Here is a 17,513-nt window from a genome sequence, read left to right as displayed (position 1 = left end):
ACGGGGCACCCGTCCTCCCAGTAGTTCTCCAGCAGGAGGATCAGACGAAGGGAAGCCTTATGCGCTTCGAGATCATGCGACTCGACGATGTCGACGGTACCGCCGTGGACAGCACCGTCGTGGACGCCGCCTCCGTCAACCGGATCGTGCAGCAGGCCGCAGCCATGGGCCAGCGCATCTATATCCGCCCGGCCGAAAGCTCGGCTTCGTAACGCATTACGACGCTCAAAGACGAAGCGCCCCCGTACGGAAGGTCCGTACGGGGGCGCTCTGGTGTCCGCGAGCACCTCAGGAGTTCTGGATGACCTGGGTGACCCCGTTGATGATCTGCTGTACGGCGATGGCGGAGAGCATCATTCCGGCGAGCCTGGTCACCAGCACGACACCGCCGTCCTTGATGACCCGGATGATGAGCAGCGAGTAGCGCATGGTCAGCCAGAGCACGATGTGCATGGCGATGATCGCCGACCAGACCGAGATCTGGCTGCCCACGCTGTCGGCGTGCTGCACCGCGAGGATCACCGACACGATCGCACCGGGCCCGGCGAGCAGCGGCATGCCCAGCGGCACGAGCGCAACATTGACGTCCTTGGTCTGCGTCGGCTCGTCGGTCTTGCCGGTCAGCAGATCGAGCGCGATCAGGAGCAGAAGCAATCCGCCCGCGATCATCAGGGCGGGCACGGAGACATGCAGATAGTCGAGGATCTGCTGGCCGAGCACACCGAAGACGGCGATCACACCGAAGGCGACGGCCACCGCCTGCAGCGCCATCCTGCGCTGCATCTTTGCGGGGCGGCCGGCGGTGAGGGCAAGAAAGATCGGGGTGATCCCGGGGGGATCCATAATCACAAAAAGCGTGAGAAAAAGGGATCCGAAGACAGCGACGTCGAACACAGTGAGCCTTGCGAGAAGAGAGCGAGAAATGGCCTGAAGGAGCGCACCCCGAAGCCATGACGGCGGCCTGACGGCCGGGTGCGCAGAAGTGGAACGCAGTAGTGGGTCGAGTGGCGGTACGCTTCCGGCCGCCCGGCAGGGCGGCGAGGGGCTTCACGCCCCGGCAGCGACACGTGCGTCGTTACGCGGGGCGGAGTCCGCCTGCGCCCGGCACCGGGAAGGCTCCCGTGGCGCGCCGGGTGATCTCGCCGTAGATCTCGGGGTCGGTGGTGTACTCGCCGAGTGCGACGGTCTTGCGGCTGCCGTGGTAGTCGCTGGACCCGGTCGTCAGCAGCCCCAGCTCCCGGGCGAGCCCGCGCAGCCTGGCCCTGGTCGGCTCGTCGTGGTCCATGTGGTCGACCTCGATGCCGTCGAGGCCTGCGGCGGCGAGCCGCGCAATCGACGACTCGGGCACCACCTCGCCGCGCTTGACGGCGAGCGGGTGGGCGAAGACGGTGACGCCACCGGCGGCCTTGACCAGCCGGATCGCGTCGAAGGGGTCGAGTTCGTGCTTCTCGGCGTACGCGCGTCCGCCGTTCGCGAGCCATTGGGGCGTGAAGGCGTCGGAGACTGTCTCGACGACGCCCAGCTCGACGAGCGCGGTGGCGATGTGCGGCCTGCCGACCGATCCGTCCCCGGCGATCCTCGCGACCTGCTCCCATTCGACCGGAACGCCGAGCGCCTGGAGCTTGCCCACCATGATCCGGGCGCGCGGCACCCGGTCGTCCCGCACCAGCTCGCGTTCGCGTGCCAGCTCGGGCTCATCGGGGTCGAAGAGGTACGCCAGCATGTGCAGGCTCACGCCGTCGATCCGGCAGGAGAGCTCGGCGCCGGTGACGAGGGTGAGCCCCTCCGGAAGGGCGGCGATCGCCTCGGCGTGGCCGCGCACGGTGTCGTGGTCGGTGAGGGCCACGACGTCGAGGCCTGCGGCGGCTGCGCCCAGCACCAGCTCGGCGGGGGTGTCCGTACCGTCCGACGCGCTGGAGTGGGTGTGCAGGTCGATGCGCACGACGCGTACTCCACTGCTCGGGCCGGACAAGGGGACATTTAAGGATAACCGGCATTCGACCGGTGCCCGGCCGGGCCCGAAGGCCCTGCGGGCACCCGGGGTGCCGGACCCTGTCCGCCGGGCAGGTCCTAGTTGAGCAGGCGCGGCGTGAGCGCCCCGCACGGTACGAGGTCCATCTCACCCCCGGCCTCGCGCAGATCGGCGAGCACCAGCTCGTCGTACATCAAAAGCCCCGACTGCTCGGGCCAGACGATCGCCCAGAGCCAGAGCCCGCGCGCCTCGCCCGCGAAGACCGCCCGGTCCTCGGGCGCTCCCTTGACGTTCCAGAGCGGGGTGGGGCGGCCGGCGGCGAGCATCTTCACGTCCGGCGGGCCGTCGACGTGCAGATAGGGGCCGGGGTCGAGGCCGTCGATCCCGGCGTAGCGCGCCCCGAGTCCGACGCCGAGTTCCTCGGTGACGAGCAGCAGCTCGCCGATACCGCCGACGGGACCGGGGCCGGAACAGGCGACGACGGTGGCGCGACCGCCACTGCGGTCGTCACCCGCGCTCGCCACACCGGTGAACAGCCAGCCCACCGGCAGCGGCCAGGGCATCCACACCGGGACCTGGGCCCGCTGCACCACCACACTCAGCGCCTCGACGCTGGGCGGGACGACCGGCTGCAGCGGCTGCACGCTGCCGTGCACCGCGCACTGCCAGGTGTCGGAGAAGAGACCGGGCGCCCTGACCCGGCCTCCACACTTCGGGCAACTGGGTTCGCCCCTCATAGCGTCCAACGGTCCTCCAGGACCGTCGCCGCGTCAAGGATGATCACCCGTCCGCAGCGTGGCTCCCACCAGCAGAATTAGATGTAATTTGCATTTATTAGTTCCTCTAACTTATTCTGTGCATAATGCAACTACCTAGTGGAGAGTGAGAAGACCCATGCAGGGAGAGGATCCGTTCGATCAGGGAGCGGGCAGCATCCTGCGCCAGCCGAAGGCCGTCTGGGCCACGGCGGGCGCTTCTGTTGTCGCGTTCATGGGAATCGGCCTGGTGGACCCGATTCTCCCGTCCATCGCCAAGGGCCTGGAGGCGACGCCGAGCCAGGTGTCGCTGCTCTTCACCTCGTACTTCCTGATCACCGCCGTGGCGATGCTCGTCACCGGCTTCGTGTCCAGCCGGATCGGTGGCCGCAAGACGCTCCTGACCGGCCTCGCGCTCGTCGTCGTCTTCGCCGCGCTCTCCGGCACCTCGTCGTCCGTCGCCGAACTCGTCGGCTTCCGGGCCGGCTGGGGGCTGGGCAACGCGCTCTTCGTATCGACCGCGCTCGCCGTGATCGTCGGTGCGGCGGCCGGCGGCAGCTCGGCGGCGATCCTGCTCTACGAGTCGGCGCTCGGTCTCGGCATGGCCTGCGGACCGCTGCTCGGCGCCCTGCTCGGTGACGCCAGCTGGCGCTACCCGTTCTTCGGCACGGCCGCGCTGATGGCGATCGGCTTCATCTGCATCACGGCGTTCCTGAAGGAGCAGCCCAAGCCCGCCAGGAAGACCTCGCTGCTCGACCCGGTCAAGGCGCTCGGCCACGGCGGCCTGGCCTCCGTCGCGACCTCGGCGTTCTTCTACAACTACGCGTTCTTCACGATCCTGGCGTTCACACCGTTCGTGCTGAACATGACGCCGTACAAGTCGGGCGCGGTCTTCTTCGCCTGGGGTCTGCTGCTCGCGATCTTCTCGGTGCTCGTCGCCCCGCGGCTGCAGAAGCGCTTCGGGTCACTGAAGGTGCTCGGCGCCTCGCTGGTGCTGCTCGCCGTCGACCTCGTGATCCTGGGATACGGCAACCACACCGCCGCCATCGTCTGCACGATCGTCTCCGGCGCCTTCATCGGCATGAACAACACCGTCTACACGGAGCTGGCGCTCGGTGTGTCGGACGCACCGCGCCCGGTGGCGAGCGCGGGTTACAACTTCGTCCGCTGGTTCGCCGCGGCCGCCGCCCCGTACCTCGCACCGAAGATCGAGGAGTGGAGCAACATCCACATCCCGTTCGTGGTCGCCGCGATCGCGGCCGTCGTCGGTGCGGTCGTCGTCTGGATCCGGCGTACGGCGCTGACCCACGAGGCAAAGGAGCTGGAGCCCAAGCACGCCGGCGAGGACGGCGTCACGGTCTTCGCCGACTGACCACGACGCAGACCCGGCTCCGCCCCGCCCACGGCTACCCCTCCTGGCTGCGCGGCGGGGCTTCCCGTTTGCCCGTCACGACTCAGCCGACCGGTCCGACGTCTCAGTCCAGCGCCACGGAGCCACGCCGCGGATCACGCAGATCCGTACCGTGCGAGAGCCACCGCTCCTGGAGCTCCTGCGCGCCGCGGACCCGCTTCCACGCGGCCTCGTTGTGCGTCATCGGCAGCAGGGGCAGGAACCGCACCGGCTCCATCGGCCCGCCCGTCTCCCGGCCACCGCCCCCCGCGGAGCCGCCGCACAGCGCAGGCTCATTCAGTTCGAGGTCCTCGACCAGACCGCCCGGCTCGGCGACCAGCACGGAGCTGAACGGCGCCCCGGGCCACAGCGGTTCGCCGAGGTCCAGCGAGGCGCCGGGCGCCACGATCAACCCCTCGACCTGCGGGGCGGCAGCCAGCACGGCCAGTGGACGCAGCACCTTGTCGGTGTCGGCGAGTCCGGCGCGCACGGAGAGGACCAGCTCGGCGCGCGGGCCCTTCACCGGGTCCGCAAGGGCCGCGGTCGGATCGGCCATCGGCTGTGCGGACATGCCGAGCGTGGCGTAGCGCACCACGTCGCGGTCGGCGAAGCGGAGTACCTCGATGCGGTCCGTCCCGAGAAACGTCACTGCGGCGCGCGCGTCCGGTTCGCCGAGGGCCGCCAGCAGCCGGGCCTCGACCAGAGCAAGAATTTCTCCCATCCTGCGAGCATAGGACGCGTATGGAACGGGCAAAGTAAAGGATTGGCCCTCAGTCGGCTGATAGTCTTGGCCGCTGGTCGGGGCAGCACGCAGAAGCGTCGCTCTCAGTCCCGACGACACGTCATCCCCCACGGGGGACCGGCTGGAGGAGGTGGGGCTGCAATGGATCGAAGTCGACCGTGCAGTACCAACCGCTCTTCCGCTCCTCACCTCTCTTCGGTGATCTGAAGCCTTCTCGGTCAAGGCCCATGGCATTGCGCACGACGGAAGAGCACCCCTTTTTTGCCTGTCTGTAGCGAACGCCGTCATCGCGCCGCTGCGGTGCCGCCCGCTTTGCGGACGTGAGCGCACGTCCCCATTCCGGGCTGTTCCACGTGCCTGACGACGGCCCTCCGTGAAGGAGCCAGCCATGTCGATGATCCGCGACCTGCGCGCCGCCGTGCGCCCGTCCCTGCGCAAGAGCAACGCCCTGCACAACAGTTACGACACCACCCGTGACCCGTCCGCCTCCAGCGCGGTCGTCGACTGCGCGGTCTACCGCGACGGACGGCGAGTGGAGACCGGCACCTGCCGCACGCCGCACGAGGCGATGCTCCAGGTGCGTGAGGAGGGCGGCTTCGCCTGGATCGGCCTGCACGAGCCGACCGAGGAGGAATTCGCCGGTATCGCCCGCGAGTTCGGCCTCCACCCGCTCGCGGTCGAGGACGCCGTCCACGCCCACCAGCGGCCGAAGCTGGAGCGGTACGACGACACTCTCTTCACCGTCTTCAAGACCATCCACTACGTCGAGCACACCGAGCTCACCGCGAGCAGCGAGGTCGTCGAGACCGGCGAGGTGATGTGCTTCACGGGCCGGGACTTCGTCATCACCGTCCGGCACGGCGGCCACGGCTCGCTGCGCGCACTGCGGCACCGGCTGCAGGACGACCCCGAGCTGCTCGCCAAGGGGCCCTCCGCGGTCCTGCACTCCATCGCCGACCATGTCGTCGACGGCTACATCGCGGTGGCGGGCGCCGTCCAGGACGACATCGACGAGGTGGAGATCGAGGTCTTCTCCACCCCCGCGAAGGGCAGCCCGCGCGGCTCGGACGCGGGCCGGATCTATCAGCTCAAGCGTGAGGTCCTGGAGTTCAAGCGGGCAGTGTCGCCGCTGCTGCGGCCGATGCAGCTGCTGAGCGAGCGGCCGATGCGGCTGATCGACCCCGACATCCAGAAGTACTTCCGCGACGTCGCCGACCACCTGGCGCGGGTGCACGAAGAGGTCATCGGCTTCGACGAACTGCTGAACTCGATTCTCCAGGCCAACCTGGCGCAGGCGACCGTCGCGCAGAACGAGGACATGCGCAAGATCACGTCCTGGGCGGCCATCGTCGCCGTACCGACGATGATCTGCGGCGTCTACGGCATGAACTTCAAGCACATGCCCGAGCTGGGCTGGAGGTACGGCTACCCGATGGTGCTGGGCGTCATCGGAGTGGTCTGCTTCTCCATCCACCGCACACTCAAGCGCAACGGCTGGCTCTAATAGAGTTCGGGTATGACTGCTGCTGCCGCTGACGTGCCGCTGGGCCGGGCTCTCGTCGAGGAGGCCACCAAGAAGTCGGGCCTCATCTGGGTGCGGGGCACCGGGCCCGCGCGGGCGCTGTGGCACGTGTGGCACGAGGGTGCGGTGCATCTGGTCGGCGACGGCCCCGGCGAGCAGCCGCTCCCGGCCGGTCTCGACGACGGGTCCGCCGCCGAGGTGACCGTGCGCAGCAAGGACAAGGGCGGCCGGCTGGTCGCCTGGACGGCCGCCGTGACGGAGCTCGCACCGCACTCCGAGGAGTGGGAGGCCGCCGTCGCCGAGCTCAAGGGCAAGCGGCTGAACGCACCGGACGCCGAACAGATGACGGAGCGGTGGGCGCGCGAATGCCGGGTGCTGCGGCTGACACCCGGCGAATTCCGTACAGAGCTGCCGGACGGCTCGCTGGCCGCTGCGCCCCTGCCGACATCCGCGACCACGCGGCGGCCGGTGCCGGCCGGACTGCCGCGGCTGCTGAAGCGGGCGCTCAAGGGCTGACCGGGGCAGGGCCTGTCCCGCCGCTGATCCGCCGGACAGAGCCTCTGATCCGCCGGACAGGGTCACCTCCTGGACCGCGTGCCGTGCGGCCCGCTCTCAGAGCCTGTCGGGTGACCTCTGATCGGGCGGCCACGCCCTGGCACGCACGCTTCCGGCGTTGCCGAAATGCCCTAGTAGCTCCGCTACGAGGCCATCCCGACGCCTTGGAATCGCACGCACCATGCCGCGTCCGCTCTCCGATCGAAGGTCACCCGACAGGCTCTCAGGAGGACGTCTTGGGCAGCTGCTGCCCGTAGTCGACCGTGTCGCCCTTCGCCGGGGCCTCCAGCGTGAAGTCCTTGCCCCAGTCCGACAGCGTCACGATCCCCCCGCCACCGCCGCGGGCGAAACGCAGCGGATACGGCGTGCCCTCCAGCGAGACGTCGAGTGTTCCGCCCTCGCCCTTGCCGCCCATGATCTGAACGGTCCGGTTCGGTCCGACCTTCTCCCGGTCGCCCTTGTTGAGGGTGCCGTGCAGCGTGAGCAACCCGTCGAGCAGGGTCTTCTTGTCCGTGAAGCCGCGCAGCTGCTTGTACGTGGGGTCGTCCTCGGGCACCTTCACATACTTGTCCTGGAGCTTGTCCGCGGCCGTCCCGCCCGCGTCACTGTCGGCGCCGGACTTCTCGTCGTGGCTCCAGAACCCCGAGTCCGCCTTCAGATAGAGCTCGTCACCGATCCGCAGCAGTTCGAAGGTGCTGCTCTTCGAGACGACGGAGCCGATGCCGCCCTTCTCCCTGAGCTGCATATTGAGCTTGTACGTGCCGCCCTTGCTGACCAGCGTCCCGGCGAGGCGCACCGCATCGGCGGAGTCCGCTGCGGTCTGCGCCTTCTTCTCGATCTCCGTGGCGTCGAGCTTGCCGACGCCGTTGGTCCCCTTGTCCGGATCCTCGCCCCCGCACCCCGTGAGAGCGGCGGTCAGCCCCGCGCAGAGCACAACAGCGAGGGCGGTCCGGCGGCGTCGGGCCCGGACGGGCGGAACGGAAGAGGTCACGGGCGCACTGCCTCTCATTTGCATGGCGGGGGTGGCAGACGGCAGCGTACCTGTGCCGTTCACACCTTCCGGCAGAGAGCCGTACGGACGGATCCACCGGGGCAGCCCGGAGCGGTACGGGCTAGCCTGATCCCGTCATAACGGTTAATTAGCTGCCAAACGGACCGGACAGAGAAGTCGTACACGGAAGTAGGAGGCGCACCATGGCGGCAGGCGCCCCCCGGATCTTCGTCTCGCACCTCGCCGGCGTCCCGGTCTTCGATCCCCACGGCGATCAGGTGGGCCGCCTCCGCGACCTGGTCGCGATGCTGCGGGTCGGCGGCCGGCCGCCCCGGCTGCTCGGCCTGGTCGTCGAGGTGCTCAGCCGCCGCCGGATCTTCCTCCCGATGACCCGGGTGACGGGGATCGAGTCCGGTCAGGTCATCACCACCGGTGTCGTCAACATGCGGCGCTTCGAGCAGCGGCCCACCGAGCGCCTGGTGCTCGGCGAGTTCCTCGACCGGCGGGTCCGCCTCGTGGAGACCGGCGAGGAGGTCACCGTCCTCGATGTCTCCGTGTCGCAGCTTCCGGCCCGCCGCGACTGGGAGATCGACAAGTACTTCGTACGCAAGGGCAAGGGCGGGGCGCTGCGGCGCAAGGGCGAGACCCTGACGGTCGAATGGTCGGCGGTCAGTGGTTTCTCGCTGGAGGAGGACGGGCAGGGCGCCGAGTCCCTGGTCGCCACTTTCGAGCAGCTGCGCCCGACCGACGTGGCCAACGCGCTGCACCATCTGTCGCCGAAGCGACGGGCCGAGGTAGCGGCCGCGTTCGACGACGACCGGCTCGCCGACGTCCTGGAGGAGCTGCCCGAGGACGACCAGGTGGAGATCATCGGCAAGCTCCAGGAGGAGCGCGCCGCCGATGTCCTGGAGGCCATGGACCCGGACGACGCGGCCGACCTGCTGTCCGAACTGCCCGAGGACGACAAGGAGCGGCTGCTGGCCCTGATGCGTCCGGACGACGCGGCGGATGTGCGGCGCCTCATGTCGTACGCGGAACGGACCGCCGGCGGTCTGATGACCACCGAGCCGATCATTCTGCGGCCGGACGCGACGGTCGCCGACGCGCTCGCACGGGTCCGGCAGGCGGATCTGTCCCCCGCACTCGCCGCCCAGGTGTACGTGTGCCGCTCACCGGACGAGACACCGACCGGCAGGTACCTGGGCACCGTGCACTTCCAGCGGCTGCTGCGGGATCCGCCGTACGCTCTGGTCAGCTCGATCGTCGACAGCGACCTCGTCCCCCTCACCCCGGACACCCCTTTGTCGGCTGTGACGAGCTATCTGGCCGCGTACAACCTGGTCTCGGTGCCGGTGGTGGACGAGAGCGGCTCGCTGCTCGGCGCGGTGACCGTCGACGACGTGCTCGACCACCTGCTGCCCGAGGACTGGCGGGAGACGGACTTCCACGGTGAGGAGGAGGCCGCCCGTGGCCGGTGAGGACCGTGCGAAAGGGGCGTCCACGGGCGCCTCGGGCATCGCGCGCCCGCCCCGTTCCCGGCTGGACCAGCCGAAGGCCCCGCGGCGGCGGCTGCTGCCCGAATACGACCCCGAGTCGTTCGGCCGGCTCTCCGAACGGATCGCCCGGTTCCTGGGCACCTGGCGCTTCATCGCCTGGATGACACTGGTCATCATCGTCTGGGTGGTGTGGAACGCCTTCGCGCCCGTGGGGTGGCGGTTCGACGGGTACCCGTTCATCTTCCTGACGCTGGTCCTGTCGCTCCAGGCCTCGTACGCGGCCCCGCTGATCCTGCTCGCGCAGAACCGGCAGGCCGACCGCGACCGGGTCACCTACGAGCAGGACCGCAAGCAGAACGAGCGCTCCATCGCGGACACCGAGTACCTCACCCGCGAGATCGCGGCACTGCGGATGGGGCTCGGCGAGGTCGCCACCCGCGACTGGATCCGCTCCGAACTGGAGGACCTCCTCAGGGGCCTGGACGACCGGCGTGCCCTATTCCCGCCCGAGAGTGACGAAGACCGCTGACGGGGCTACTCGCGCGTAGCAGCAGGCGCCGTAACATCGTCCGTATGGCTACGGAAGACGCGGTGCTTGAGGCACTGGCGACAGTGAACGACCCGGAGATCCACCGTCCGATCACCGAACTCGGCATGGTGAAGTCGGTCGAGATCGATGCTGACGGTGCGGTCGCTGTCACGGTGTATCTCACGGTGTCCGGCTGCCCGATGCGCGAGACCATCACCAAGAACGTGACCGACGCGGTGGCGAAGGTCGAAGGCGTCACGCGCGTCGACGTCACGCTCGACGTGATGAGCGACGAACAGCGCAAGGAACTCGCGTCCTCACTGCGCGGCGGCACGGCTGAGCGCGAGGTGCCGTTCGCCAAGCCCGGCTCGCTGACCCGGGTCTACGCGGTGGCATCCGGCAAGGGCGGCGTCGGCAAGTCGTCGGTCACGGTGAACCTGGCGGCCGCGATGGCGGCCGACGGCCTCAAGGTCGGTGTCGTGGACGCGGACATCTACGGACACAGCGTGCCGCGGATGCTCGGCGCGGACGGCAAGCCGACCCAGGTCGAGAACATGATCATGCCGCCGTCGGCGCACGGCGTGAAGGTCATCTCCATCGGCATGTTCACCCCGGGCAACGCCCCGGTGGTGTGGCGCGGACCGATGCTGCACCGAGCACTCCAGCAGTTCCTCGCCGATGTGTACTGGGGCGACCTGGACGTCCTGCTGCTCGACCTGCCGCCGGGCACCGGTGACATCGCGATCTCGGTGGCACAGCTCGTGCCCAACGCCGAGATCCTGGTCGTCACGACCCCGCAGCAGGCGGCGGCCGAGGTGGCCGAGCGGGCCGGCTCGATCGCCGTGCAGACCCACCAGAAGATCGTCGGTGTCGTCGAGAACATGTCGGGGCTTCCGTGCCCGCACTGCGACGAGATGGTCGATGTGTTCGGTACCGGCGGTGGCCGGAAGGTCGCCGAGGGCCTGACGAGGACGGTCGGCGCGGAGGTGCCGGTGCTCGGCTCCATCCCGATCGACGTACGGCTGCGCGAGGGTGGCGACGAGGGCAAGCCGGTCGTCCTGTCCGACCCCGACTCCCCGGCCGGCAAGGCACTCCGCACCATCGCGGACAAGCTGGGAGGCCGTCAGCGCGGCCTGTCGGGCATGTCACTGGGAATCACCCCGCGCAACAAGTTCTGAGCGGGGACGAAGGCAACACCGGACGGGCCTGATCTCCAGGCCTGTCCGGCGAGACCGAGCCCGGCCGGCGATTGAGAACAAAGCGGCAACCGGCCATGACCGGTCACCGCTCGCCGCCCCGCCCTACGCGTACGTCGCGATGTCGCCGACCACCGAGAACCCCAGTCCGTACGCGCTCATCCCCCGCCCGTACGCCCCGATGTGCACCCCGCCGTGCGCCGACCCCGCCAGCACCCAGCCGAACTCGGACTCGCGGTAGTGGAACGACACCGGGACACCGTCCACCGGCAGCGACAGCGCCGACCATGCGGGACCGTCCAGATCGTCGGCGAGTTCGAACGCAGTCTCCGTCTGCTGGTCCAGCCAGTCGTCACGCAGTGTGTGATCCATCTGCGGGGGCCACGTACAGGCGAGCAGGCCGGACCCGGCCAGCCAGGCCGCGGAGGAGGCCGTGGTCGCGTCCAGAACCCCCGTACCGTCACCGCTGCGCCGCACCGGGCTGCTGGCCACCGTCACGACGACAGCGAATCGTTGCTTCTCGACACCCGAGTCGGCCCGTACCGACGGCTCGTCACCGTGCCCGATGGAACCGTGCTGCACAGTGCCGTCCGCCGCGGTGCCCACCTGCATCGGCCAACGCGGCCCGGTGAAGGCCTCGTCCAGTCCGTACCAGGGAAACGGAGCTGCCAGAAAACCGTCGACAGTACGCCGGGCCGCCGATACCCCCTCTGCGGTGACTGTGCTCGGCGCACCTTCCGCGCCCACCCGACTGGTTGTCTCCATCTGACCGGCCGCCTCCTCGATCCCTTGCGTCCGGAGCGGCCCGCCCCCCACGGGCGTCCTCACAACCGGACAGATGGAGAATAGCCATACCCTCCCAACGAGCCGGGATTGACTGCTGTCAGGTGGCGTCTGCGTCGAACGGCGGGCGGTCGTCCTTCGCGGGCTGTTCACGCTTCTTGAGCAGGTCCGGAGTACCGGCGGAGCCGTTGGCCGCGGTGATCGCCGAGCCGCTCGACACGCCGCTCGGGGAGTCCGCTGACTCCACGGCCGCGCTCTCCCGGCCGTTCACCGCGTCGGTGACCTCGGCCAGATCCTTGCGCAGGTCGAAGCTCTCGCGGATCTCCTTCAGCCCCAGATCGTCATTGCCGTCCATGAGCTGCTTGCGGACGAACGTCTTGGGGTTGAGGTCCTCGAACTCGAAGTCCTTGAACTCCGGGCCGAGCTCCGTACGGATGTCTTCCTTGGCACTCTCCGAGAACTCACGGATCTTACGGATGAAGCGCGAGGCGTCCTGGATGACCTTGGGCAGCTTGTCCGGGCCGAAGATCAGCACGCCCAGGATCGCGAGCGTCGCCAGCTCGAGTACGCCTATGTCATTGAACACCCTGTTGCTCCTCGTGTTCTCCGAGACCGTGTCGGTCGAGGTCCGGACCCGGCCCACGGTACCCGCCGAAACTGTCCGCGCGGTAGCGTCCCGTGGCCGTCACGTGCCGGTTGCCGAACCAAGAGTCAAAGAGATGGACAGGTCTTTACCACCACGGGTCAGGCCGAGGTCCAGACGGTCGCCGGGCCGGTGGGCGCGGATCTTCACGATCAGCTCCTCGCCGCTGTGCACCCGCCCGCCGTCGACCTCGGTGATGACGTCCCCCGGCTTGATCCCGGCCTTGGCACCGGGCCCGTCGGGCGTCACCGCGGGCTTGCCGGCCGCACCCTTCGTACCGACCTTGGCGCCGTCCCCCGTGTACTTCATGTCCAACGTGACGCCGATCACCGGGTGGGTGGCCTTCCCCGTGTTGATCAGTTCCTCGGCGACCCGCTTGCCCTGGTTGATCGGGATGGCGAAGCCGAGACCGATGGAGCCTGCCTGTCCGCCCTCGGTGCTCGAACCGCTGTCGGCGGCACGGATGGCGCTGTTGATGCCTATGACATGGGCGTCGGTGTCGACGAGCGGACCACCGGAGTTGCCCGGGTTGATCGGGGCATCGGTCTGCAGCGCGTCGACGTAGCTGATGTCGCTGCCGTCGCCCTTCTCGCCGCCCGCCGTGATGGGCCGGTCCTTGGCGCTGATGATGCCGGAGGTCACGGTGTTGGACAGGTCGAAGGGGGCGCCGATGGCCACCACGGGGTCGCCGACCTGCACATTGTCGGAGTTGCCCAGCGGCAACGGTTTGAGGCCGGAGACGCCGGTGACCTTGACCACGGCCAGGTCGTAGCCGCTGTCCTTGCCGACGACTTGGGCGCGCGCGGTCTCGCCGCCGCTGAACGTCACAGTGATCTCGCCGGAGGGCCCGGCCGGGGCGACAACATGGTTGTTGGTGAGGATGTGGCCGGAGTTGTCGAGAACGAAGCCGGTACCGGTGCCGGATTCGGTGGTGCCGCTGACATGGAGAGTGACCACACTGGGCAGGGCGCTGGCGGCGATGCCCGCGACGCTGTCGGGGGCGCGGCCGCCGCTGTTGTGACCGGACTGCGGAAGCTCGACCTGGGTCAGGCCGCCGTTGCGCTCGATGTAGGCGCCGATGCCGCCGCCGATGCCGCCCGCCACCAGTGCGAGCAGCACCGCCCCGACGAGGAGGGAGCCGCGGCGGTTCTTCTTGCGGCCGCCGTCGGCCCCGAGCGGCGGACCCGGATTGGTCAGCGGCTGCCGGGGCGCACCCCAGGGGTCGTACTGGAGCCACTGCGGCTGCTGAGGCGGGGGCGTGAAGCCGGGGGCGGGCGAGGTGGGGATGCCGGCGCCGTTCGTACCCGCGTACTGCGGGGGTACGGGGGTGCCGTGTGCCGGGGTCGGGACCGGTCGCTGTACGGGTGGTGCGGGCGCCCAGGGGCCGGGTCCACCGTACGGCGGGGTGCTGTACTGATCGGGCTCGTGCAGGGGTGCCACGGGCTGCGTGGCCGCTACGGACGCCACGGGCTCGGGTGCGGGCGGGGATGACACCGGCTCGGGGGCCGACGGCTGAGGGGGCACGTCAGCTGTGTGCGCTTCCGTCACGCCCGTCGCGCCAGTCACATCGGCCGTGGGCGCTGTGTCCTCGACGGGCGGCGGCTCGTCCGGCGCGGTGCGGGTGCTGCCTCCCGCCGTGGGCCGGCTCCACCACTTCGCCTTCGGCCCGGTGGACTTCCCGTCTTCCATGCTCTCCCCGCAACTGCCGCGTCTGGCCTCTGCACGCCCCGGCAGGGGCGTCCGTCCCGGAATTCCTCCCGGAATTCAACCAGGTTTGCGAATGTCTGCGCAGACCCCGGCGCAGACCCCGGTCAGCGCCGGGAGGAAAGCGGCAGGCCGCGATCGGCGGGGGTGGGGAGGGCCGAGGCCGACGGCGGCGTCCAGGACGGCGGCGCGGAGGGCTCCGGGGCCTGTGGGGCCGGTCGTCCGAGCACCCGGGCGAAGAGCGGGGTGGTGCCGGTCGGGCGTATCAGAGGTGGCGCGGACACATTGGTCAGAACCTGAACGGCGAAGGTGTTCTCCGCGAGACTTCCCGTGGAGAGCAGCGCGGGAGCGGTGGAAGGCACCGCCGGTGTGGCCCGCGGCACGGGAGGTGATGGGGCAGCGGCCGCGGTCGAGCGGTCGCCCGCCTCCGTAGCGGAAAGGGTGCTCTGGCTGCCACCGCCGCGGCGGCTCACCGAGCTGCCGCTCTCGCTGCGGGATGCGGTGTCGAGCGGGTTCACGGTGTTTCCGGCGCCCTCGGCCCGGGCCGGGGAGCTGGGACCCGCCCCCGTCGGCAGGGCACCGCCCAGGGCGATGGCCGCCAGCGATACGGCGCTGGCCGCTGCGAAGGCGAACCTCCGGCCGCGCCACGGCGAGCGGTCTCCCTCACGGCCGACCTCATGGATCCGGAAGCCCGAACGGGAGGAGCCACCCGGCAGTACGGCGGTCGAGCCGTGCGGGGCGGGGAGGAAGCCAAAACTCCCCAGTGGTGAATCCCCCGGCGAATCCGTGCGGCTCCCGGGCGGCTGGATCATGGGGAAGAGCCCGTCGGCGAAGCGCCCGGAGCCGCCGAATGGTTTCCCCCGGTTGTCGTCGTCACCCCCCGGACCCCCCGGTCCCCCGGGAAGGCCCTGCAGCCGGGCGAGGAATCCCTCGGACGGCGAAGGCGGGGCGGACTGTGCGAAGACACTCTTCAGCCGCCGCTGGGCGGCAGCCTCGGCCTTGCACTTGGCGCAGGTCGCGAGGTGGGCGAGCACCCGCTCCCGGGCGTCGTGTTTGAGCTCACCGTCGACAAGCGCGGCGAGCCGGTCCCCCAGGTGTTGTTCCGCAGGGGTCGGAACTGTGCCACTCACGCCGTTCCGCCCTCCCCTGCCAGGATCGCGCCCGCCAGCGAGCGCTGCTCGGCACGGGCCTCGGGCGAACGGTGCTGCAGCGCCTTGCGCAGGTGCGAGCGACCGCGGTGGATACGGCTGCGCACGGTACCGAGCTTCACACCCAGCGTCGCGGCGATCTCCTCGTACGAGAGGCCCTCGATGTCACAGAGCACGACAGCGGCACGGAATTCGGGCGCAAGGGTGTCCAGCGCCTGCTGCACATCCGCGTCGAAGTGGGTGTCGTTGAAGACCTGCTGCGGGGACGGTTCACGGCTCGGCAGCCGCTCGGCGGCGTCGTCGCCGAGGGAGTCGAAGCGGATCCGCTGCTTACGACGGACCATGTCCAGGAACAGGTTGGTCGTGATGCGGTGCAGCCAGCCCTCGAAGGTGCCCGGCGTATAGGTCGACAGCGACCGGAACACGCGCACGAAGACCTCCTGTGTGAGGTCCTCCGCATCGTGCTGGTTGCCCGTCAGCCGGTAGGCAAGGCGATAGACACGGCCGCTGTGCGTGCTGACGATCTCTTCCCATGAGGGCGGCGTCCACGCCTGGGAGTTCGCATCTGAGGCGAAGGTCGCAGTCGGTGCGGATTCGTTGGAAGAACGGTCAGCGATGTTGGTCACGGATTTCGGCTCACCCGCCGACCTGAGAAAGCGCCGCAGCACTCCTCCCCGATCCACAGGCGCAGCCGCACCTCCCCTATCGGCTCTGGTGGTGTCCAGTGGAGCCCCTACCATAGCCACCTCGCCCGTTAGCTCCGGATAAGCCTTTTTCCTGCTGGGGCCGGGGGTCACCCCGGGAACCGCCGGCCGGTGTCTCCCGGACCCGATCTGCGGGCCGGTTCCACGGGCTTTCCCCTGCCCCTGTCTAACGCCTGGTCCCATCTGCGGGTTCCCGGGTGCAGCGGATACAGTCACCGTTGCGCCAACTACGGGGACAGGAGAGGGTCATTACCGCCAACCGGCAGACGAGCTGGGCGTTCGCCGACGCCTTTGTCGCCGAGGACGAAGCATTGCGCTGGGCCCGGGACCGGGCTCGGGATGCAGGGCTCCGCTCGGTGTCGCCAGGTACCGGCGCCGCGCTGCGCCTGCTCGCTGCCACGACGGACGCCAAAGCGGTGGCCGAGATCGGCACCGGGACCGGCGTGTCCGGACTCTATCTGCTGCACGGCATGCGGCCCGACGGGGTGCTGACCACGGTCGACCCGGAGCCCGAGCGCCAGCAGTTCGCCCGTGAGGCGTTCCGGGCCTCGGGGTTCGCCGCCAATCGGGCCCGCTTCATTCCCGGCCGTGCCCTGGACGTACTGCCGCGGCTCGCGGACGGCGGATACGACCTGGTGTTCTGCGACGGCGACCGGCTGGAGAGCCTGGACTGCCTCGCTGAATCGTTGCGTCTGCTGCGACCTGGTGGCCTGGTCTGCTTCGAGGGTGTCTTCGCGGACGGCCGTACGGTCGACTCGGCGGCGCAGCCCGCGGAGGTGCTGCGACTGCGGGAGCTGCTGCGTGCGGTGCGGGAGAGCCAGGAGCTGATGGCGACGTTGCTGCCGGTGGGCGACGGGTTGCTGTGCGCGGTGCGGCGGGGCTGAGGGGCCGGCGGGGCAGGGCTCTTGCCCCGTGTCCCCCGTGCCTGGGGCAGGCGGGTGTCCTCAAGCGCCGGACGGGCTTGATTCTGCTGAGTGTGAACGCATCACTGCCCCGGCACGGACACCGTGCCGGGGCAGTGATGAAGTGTGGGCGCCTCTGCTCAGCCGACGACCTTCTTGAGGGCATCGCCGAGTGCATCGGCCTCGTCCGGAGTCAGCTCCACGACAAGCCGACCGCCGCCTTCGAGCGGAACGCGCATGACGATGCCCCGCCCCTCCTTTGTCACCTCGAGCGGGCCGTCGCCCGTCCGCGGCTTCATGGCCGCCATGCTCGTTCCCCTTCCTGAAACCAGCTCATCACAACCGGCGGCCCCATGACAGGCGCTGTGTCACCGGCATCGAACACATTGCTTCCAGGCCATTATCCCGCATCACAGACCCCAATGACCAACATCGGTCTGCATCGCTTGCGCAACGCGCTCTCTCAAAACCACCCAATTCG

Annotated in this window: 19 protein-coding genes; 8 read left to right on the top strand and 11 right to left on the bottom strand. The window is 69.5% G+C overall.

Annotation, left to right across the window (positions count from 1 at the left end; translation table 11 throughout):
- Window positions 1-59 precede the first annotated feature (59 nt).
- Window positions 60-212, top strand: coding sequence for a hypothetical protein (locus tag ACIPEK_RS10110; RefSeq protein ID WP_015611185.1), 153 nt, complete (start codon window positions 60-62; stop codon window positions 210-212).
- A 76-nt stretch (window positions 213-288) separates the two neighbouring features.
- Here the strand turns inward: ACIPEK_RS10110 and ACIPEK_RS10105 are convergent, their stop codons facing one another.
- From ACIPEK_RS10105 to ACIPEK_RS10095, 3 genes are all read right to left on the bottom strand, one after another.
- On the bottom strand, window positions 289-894 hold the full coding sequence (locus ACIPEK_RS10105; protein ID WP_093897497.1) for a MarC family protein: 606 nt from the start codon (window positions 892-894) through the stop codon (window positions 289-291).
- 181 nt (window positions 895-1,075) lie between these two features.
- Window positions 1,076-1,942 (bottom strand): PHP domain-containing protein, encoded by an 867-nt coding sequence (locus tag ACIPEK_RS10100; protein WP_401993162.1) that lies wholly within the window; start codon window positions 1,940-1,942, stop codon window positions 1,076-1,078.
- Between the two features lie 128 nt (window positions 1,943-2,070).
- On the bottom strand, window positions 2,071-2,709 hold the full coding sequence (locus tag ACIPEK_RS10095; RefSeq protein WP_114246494.1) for a DUF6758 family protein: 639 nt from the start codon (window positions 2,707-2,709) through the stop codon (window positions 2,071-2,073).
- A 157-nt stretch (window positions 2,710-2,866) separates the two neighbouring features.
- On the opposite strand from ACIPEK_RS10095, the gene ACIPEK_RS10090 reads away from it, so the two are divergent.
- Window positions 2,867-4,099 carry an MFS transporter gene (locus ACIPEK_RS10090; protein WP_401993158.1) on the top strand — a complete coding sequence of 411 codons (1,233 nt, stop codon included), beginning with the start codon at window positions 2,867-2,869 and terminating at the stop codon, window positions 4,097-4,099.
- Between the two features lie 103 nt (window positions 4,100-4,202).
- Here ACIPEK_RS10090 and ACIPEK_RS10085 read toward each other — a convergent pair whose 3' ends face one another.
- On the bottom strand, window positions 4,203-4,838 hold the full coding sequence (locus tag ACIPEK_RS10085; RefSeq protein WP_401993155.1) for a suppressor of fused domain protein: 636 nt from the start codon (window positions 4,836-4,838) through the stop codon (window positions 4,203-4,205).
- A 409-nt stretch (window positions 4,839-5,247) separates the two neighbouring features.
- Between ACIPEK_RS10085 and ACIPEK_RS10080 the strand changes: the two genes are divergently transcribed.
- Window positions 5,248-6,363: a magnesium and cobalt transport protein CorA gene (locus ACIPEK_RS10080; RefSeq protein WP_401993152.1), complete on the top strand. Its 1,116-nt coding sequence runs from the start codon at window positions 5,248-5,250 to the stop codon at window positions 6,361-6,363.
- Between the two features lie 12 nt (window positions 6,364-6,375).
- Window positions 6,376-6,897, top strand: a complete 522-nt coding sequence (locus ACIPEK_RS10075; RefSeq protein ID WP_401993149.1) for a hypothetical protein — start codon at window positions 6,376-6,378, stop codon at window positions 6,895-6,897.
- 262 nt (window positions 6,898-7,159) lie between these two features.
- Here the strand turns inward: ACIPEK_RS10075 and ACIPEK_RS10070 are convergent, their stop codons facing one another.
- Window positions 7,160-7,927 carry a hypothetical protein gene (locus ACIPEK_RS10070; RefSeq protein WP_401993146.1) on the bottom strand — a complete coding sequence of 256 codons (768 nt, stop codon included), beginning with the start codon at window positions 7,925-7,927 and terminating at the stop codon, window positions 7,160-7,162.
- A 203-nt stretch (window positions 7,928-8,130) separates the two neighbouring features.
- On the opposite strand from ACIPEK_RS10070, the gene ACIPEK_RS10065 reads away from it, so the two are divergent.
- From ACIPEK_RS10065 to ACIPEK_RS10055, 3 genes are read left to right on the top strand one after another with little or no spacing between them, the layout of a single operon-like run.
- Entirely contained in the window at window positions 8,131-9,405 is a 1,275-nt protein-coding gene (locus ACIPEK_RS10065) for a magnesium transporter MgtE N-terminal domain-containing protein (RefSeq protein ID WP_401993143.1), read from the top strand.
- Complete coding sequence (locus ACIPEK_RS10060) at window positions 9,395-9,952, top strand: DUF1003 domain-containing protein (RefSeq protein ID WP_401993140.1); 558 nt, start codon at window positions 9,395-9,397, stop codon at window positions 9,950-9,952. The genes ACIPEK_RS10065 and ACIPEK_RS10060 overlap by 11 nt, the downstream gene beginning before the upstream one ends.
- A 44-nt stretch (window positions 9,953-9,996) precedes the next feature.
- The gene (locus tag ACIPEK_RS10055) at window positions 9,997-11,130 is read left to right on the top strand and encodes an Mrp/NBP35 family ATP-binding protein (protein ID WP_401993137.1); all 1,134 of its coding nucleotides are present in this window, start codon (window positions 9,997-9,999) and stop codon (window positions 11,128-11,130) included.
- Between the two features lie 123 nt (window positions 11,131-11,253).
- Here the strand turns inward: ACIPEK_RS10055 and ACIPEK_RS10050 are convergent, their stop codons facing one another.
- The 5 genes from ACIPEK_RS10050 to sigE form a co-directional block, all read right to left on the bottom strand.
- Entirely contained in the window at window positions 11,254-11,913 is a 660-nt protein-coding gene (locus ACIPEK_RS10050) for a hypothetical protein (protein WP_401993134.1), read from the bottom strand.
- 118 nt (window positions 11,914-12,031) lie between these two features.
- Window positions 12,032-12,517: a sec-independent translocase gene (locus ACIPEK_RS10045; RefSeq protein ID WP_401993131.1), complete on the bottom strand. Its 486-nt coding sequence runs from the start codon at window positions 12,515-12,517 to the stop codon at window positions 12,032-12,034.
- A 99-nt stretch (window positions 12,518-12,616) separates the two neighbouring features.
- Window positions 12,617-14,263, bottom strand: a complete 1,647-nt coding sequence (locus tag ACIPEK_RS10040) for a trypsin-like peptidase domain-containing protein (RefSeq protein ID WP_401993128.1) — start codon at window positions 14,261-14,263, stop codon at window positions 12,617-12,619.
- Between the two features lie 122 nt (window positions 14,264-14,385).
- Window positions 14,386-15,408: a zf-HC2 domain-containing protein gene (locus ACIPEK_RS10035; protein WP_401993125.1), complete on the bottom strand. Its 1,023-nt coding sequence runs from the start codon at window positions 15,406-15,408 to the stop codon at window positions 14,386-14,388.
- On the bottom strand, window positions 15,405-16,166 hold the full coding sequence (sigE, locus tag ACIPEK_RS10030) for an RNA polymerase sigma factor SigE (protein WP_401993462.1): 762 nt from the start codon (window positions 16,164-16,166) through the stop codon (window positions 15,405-15,407). Before sigE ends, ACIPEK_RS10035 begins: the two co-directional genes overlap by 4 nt.
- 182 nt (window positions 16,167-16,348) lie before the next feature.
- On the opposite strand from sigE, the gene ACIPEK_RS10025 reads away from it, so the two are divergent.
- A complete protein-coding gene (locus tag ACIPEK_RS10025) occupies window positions 16,349-17,014 on the top strand; it encodes an O-methyltransferase (RefSeq protein WP_383078275.1) in 666 nt (221 codons plus the stop codon).
- A gap of 158 nt (window positions 17,015-17,172) precedes the next feature.
- Here the strand turns inward: ACIPEK_RS10025 and ACIPEK_RS10020 are convergent, their stop codons facing one another.
- The gene (locus ACIPEK_RS10020) at window positions 17,173-17,340 is read right to left on the bottom strand and encodes a DUF3117 domain-containing protein (RefSeq protein WP_003966491.1); all 168 of its coding nucleotides are present in this window, start codon (window positions 17,338-17,340) and stop codon (window positions 17,173-17,175) included.
- Window positions 17,341-17,513 lie beyond the last annotated feature (173 nt).

The sequence above is a fragment of the Streptomyces sp. NPDC088246 genome, assembly GCF_044741025.1.
GTDB lineage: Bacteria > Actinomycetota > Actinomycetes > Streptomycetales > Streptomycetaceae > Streptomyces.
This window is presented reverse-complemented; position numbering and strand designations above follow the sequence as displayed.

Bases quoted from the DNA above. Each gene is read 5' to 3' on its own strand.
- ACIPEK_RS10090 (WP_401993158.1), top strand. From the start codon at position 2,867: ATGCAGGGAGAGGATCCGTTCGATCAGGGAGCGGGCAGCATCCTGCGC.
- ACIPEK_RS10095 (WP_114246494.1), bottom strand. From the start codon at position 2,709: ATGAGGGGCGAACCCAGTTGCCCGAAGTGTGGAGGCCGGGTCAGGGCG.
- ACIPEK_RS10065 (WP_401993143.1), top strand. From the start codon at position 8,131: ATGGCGGCAGGCGCCCCCCGGATCTTCGTCTCGCACCTCGCCGGCGTC.
- ACIPEK_RS10075 (WP_401993149.1), top strand. From the start codon at position 6,376: ATGACTGCTGCTGCCGCTGACGTGCCGCTGGGCCGGGCTCTCGTCGAG.
- sigE (WP_401993462.1), bottom strand. From the start codon at position 16,166: ATGGTAGGGGCTCCACTGGACACCACCAGAGCCGATAGGGGAGGTGCG.
- ACIPEK_RS10040 (WP_401993128.1), bottom strand. From the start codon at position 14,263: ATGGAAGACGGGAAGTCCACCGGGCCGAAGGCGAAGTGGTGGAGCCGG.
- ACIPEK_RS10050 (WP_401993134.1), bottom strand. From the start codon at position 11,913: ATGGAGACAACCAGTCGGGTGGGCGCGGAAGGTGCGCCGAGCACAGTC.
- ACIPEK_RS10055 (WP_401993137.1), top strand. From the start codon at position 9,997: ATGGCTACGGAAGACGCGGTGCTTGAGGCACTGGCGACAGTGAACGAC.
- ACIPEK_RS10020 (WP_003966491.1), bottom strand. From the start codon at position 17,340: ATGGCGGCCATGAAGCCGCGGACGGGCGACGGCCCGCTCGAGGTGACA.
- ACIPEK_RS10080 (WP_401993152.1), top strand. From the start codon at position 5,248: ATGTCGATGATCCGCGACCTGCGCGCCGCCGTGCGCCCGTCCCTGCGC.
- ACIPEK_RS10085 (WP_401993155.1), bottom strand. From the start codon at position 4,838: ATGGGAGAAATTCTTGCTCTGGTCGAGGCCCGGCTGCTGGCGGCCCTC.
- ACIPEK_RS10110 (WP_015611185.1), top strand. From the start codon at position 60: ATGCGCTTCGAGATCATGCGACTCGACGATGTCGACGGTACCGCCGTG.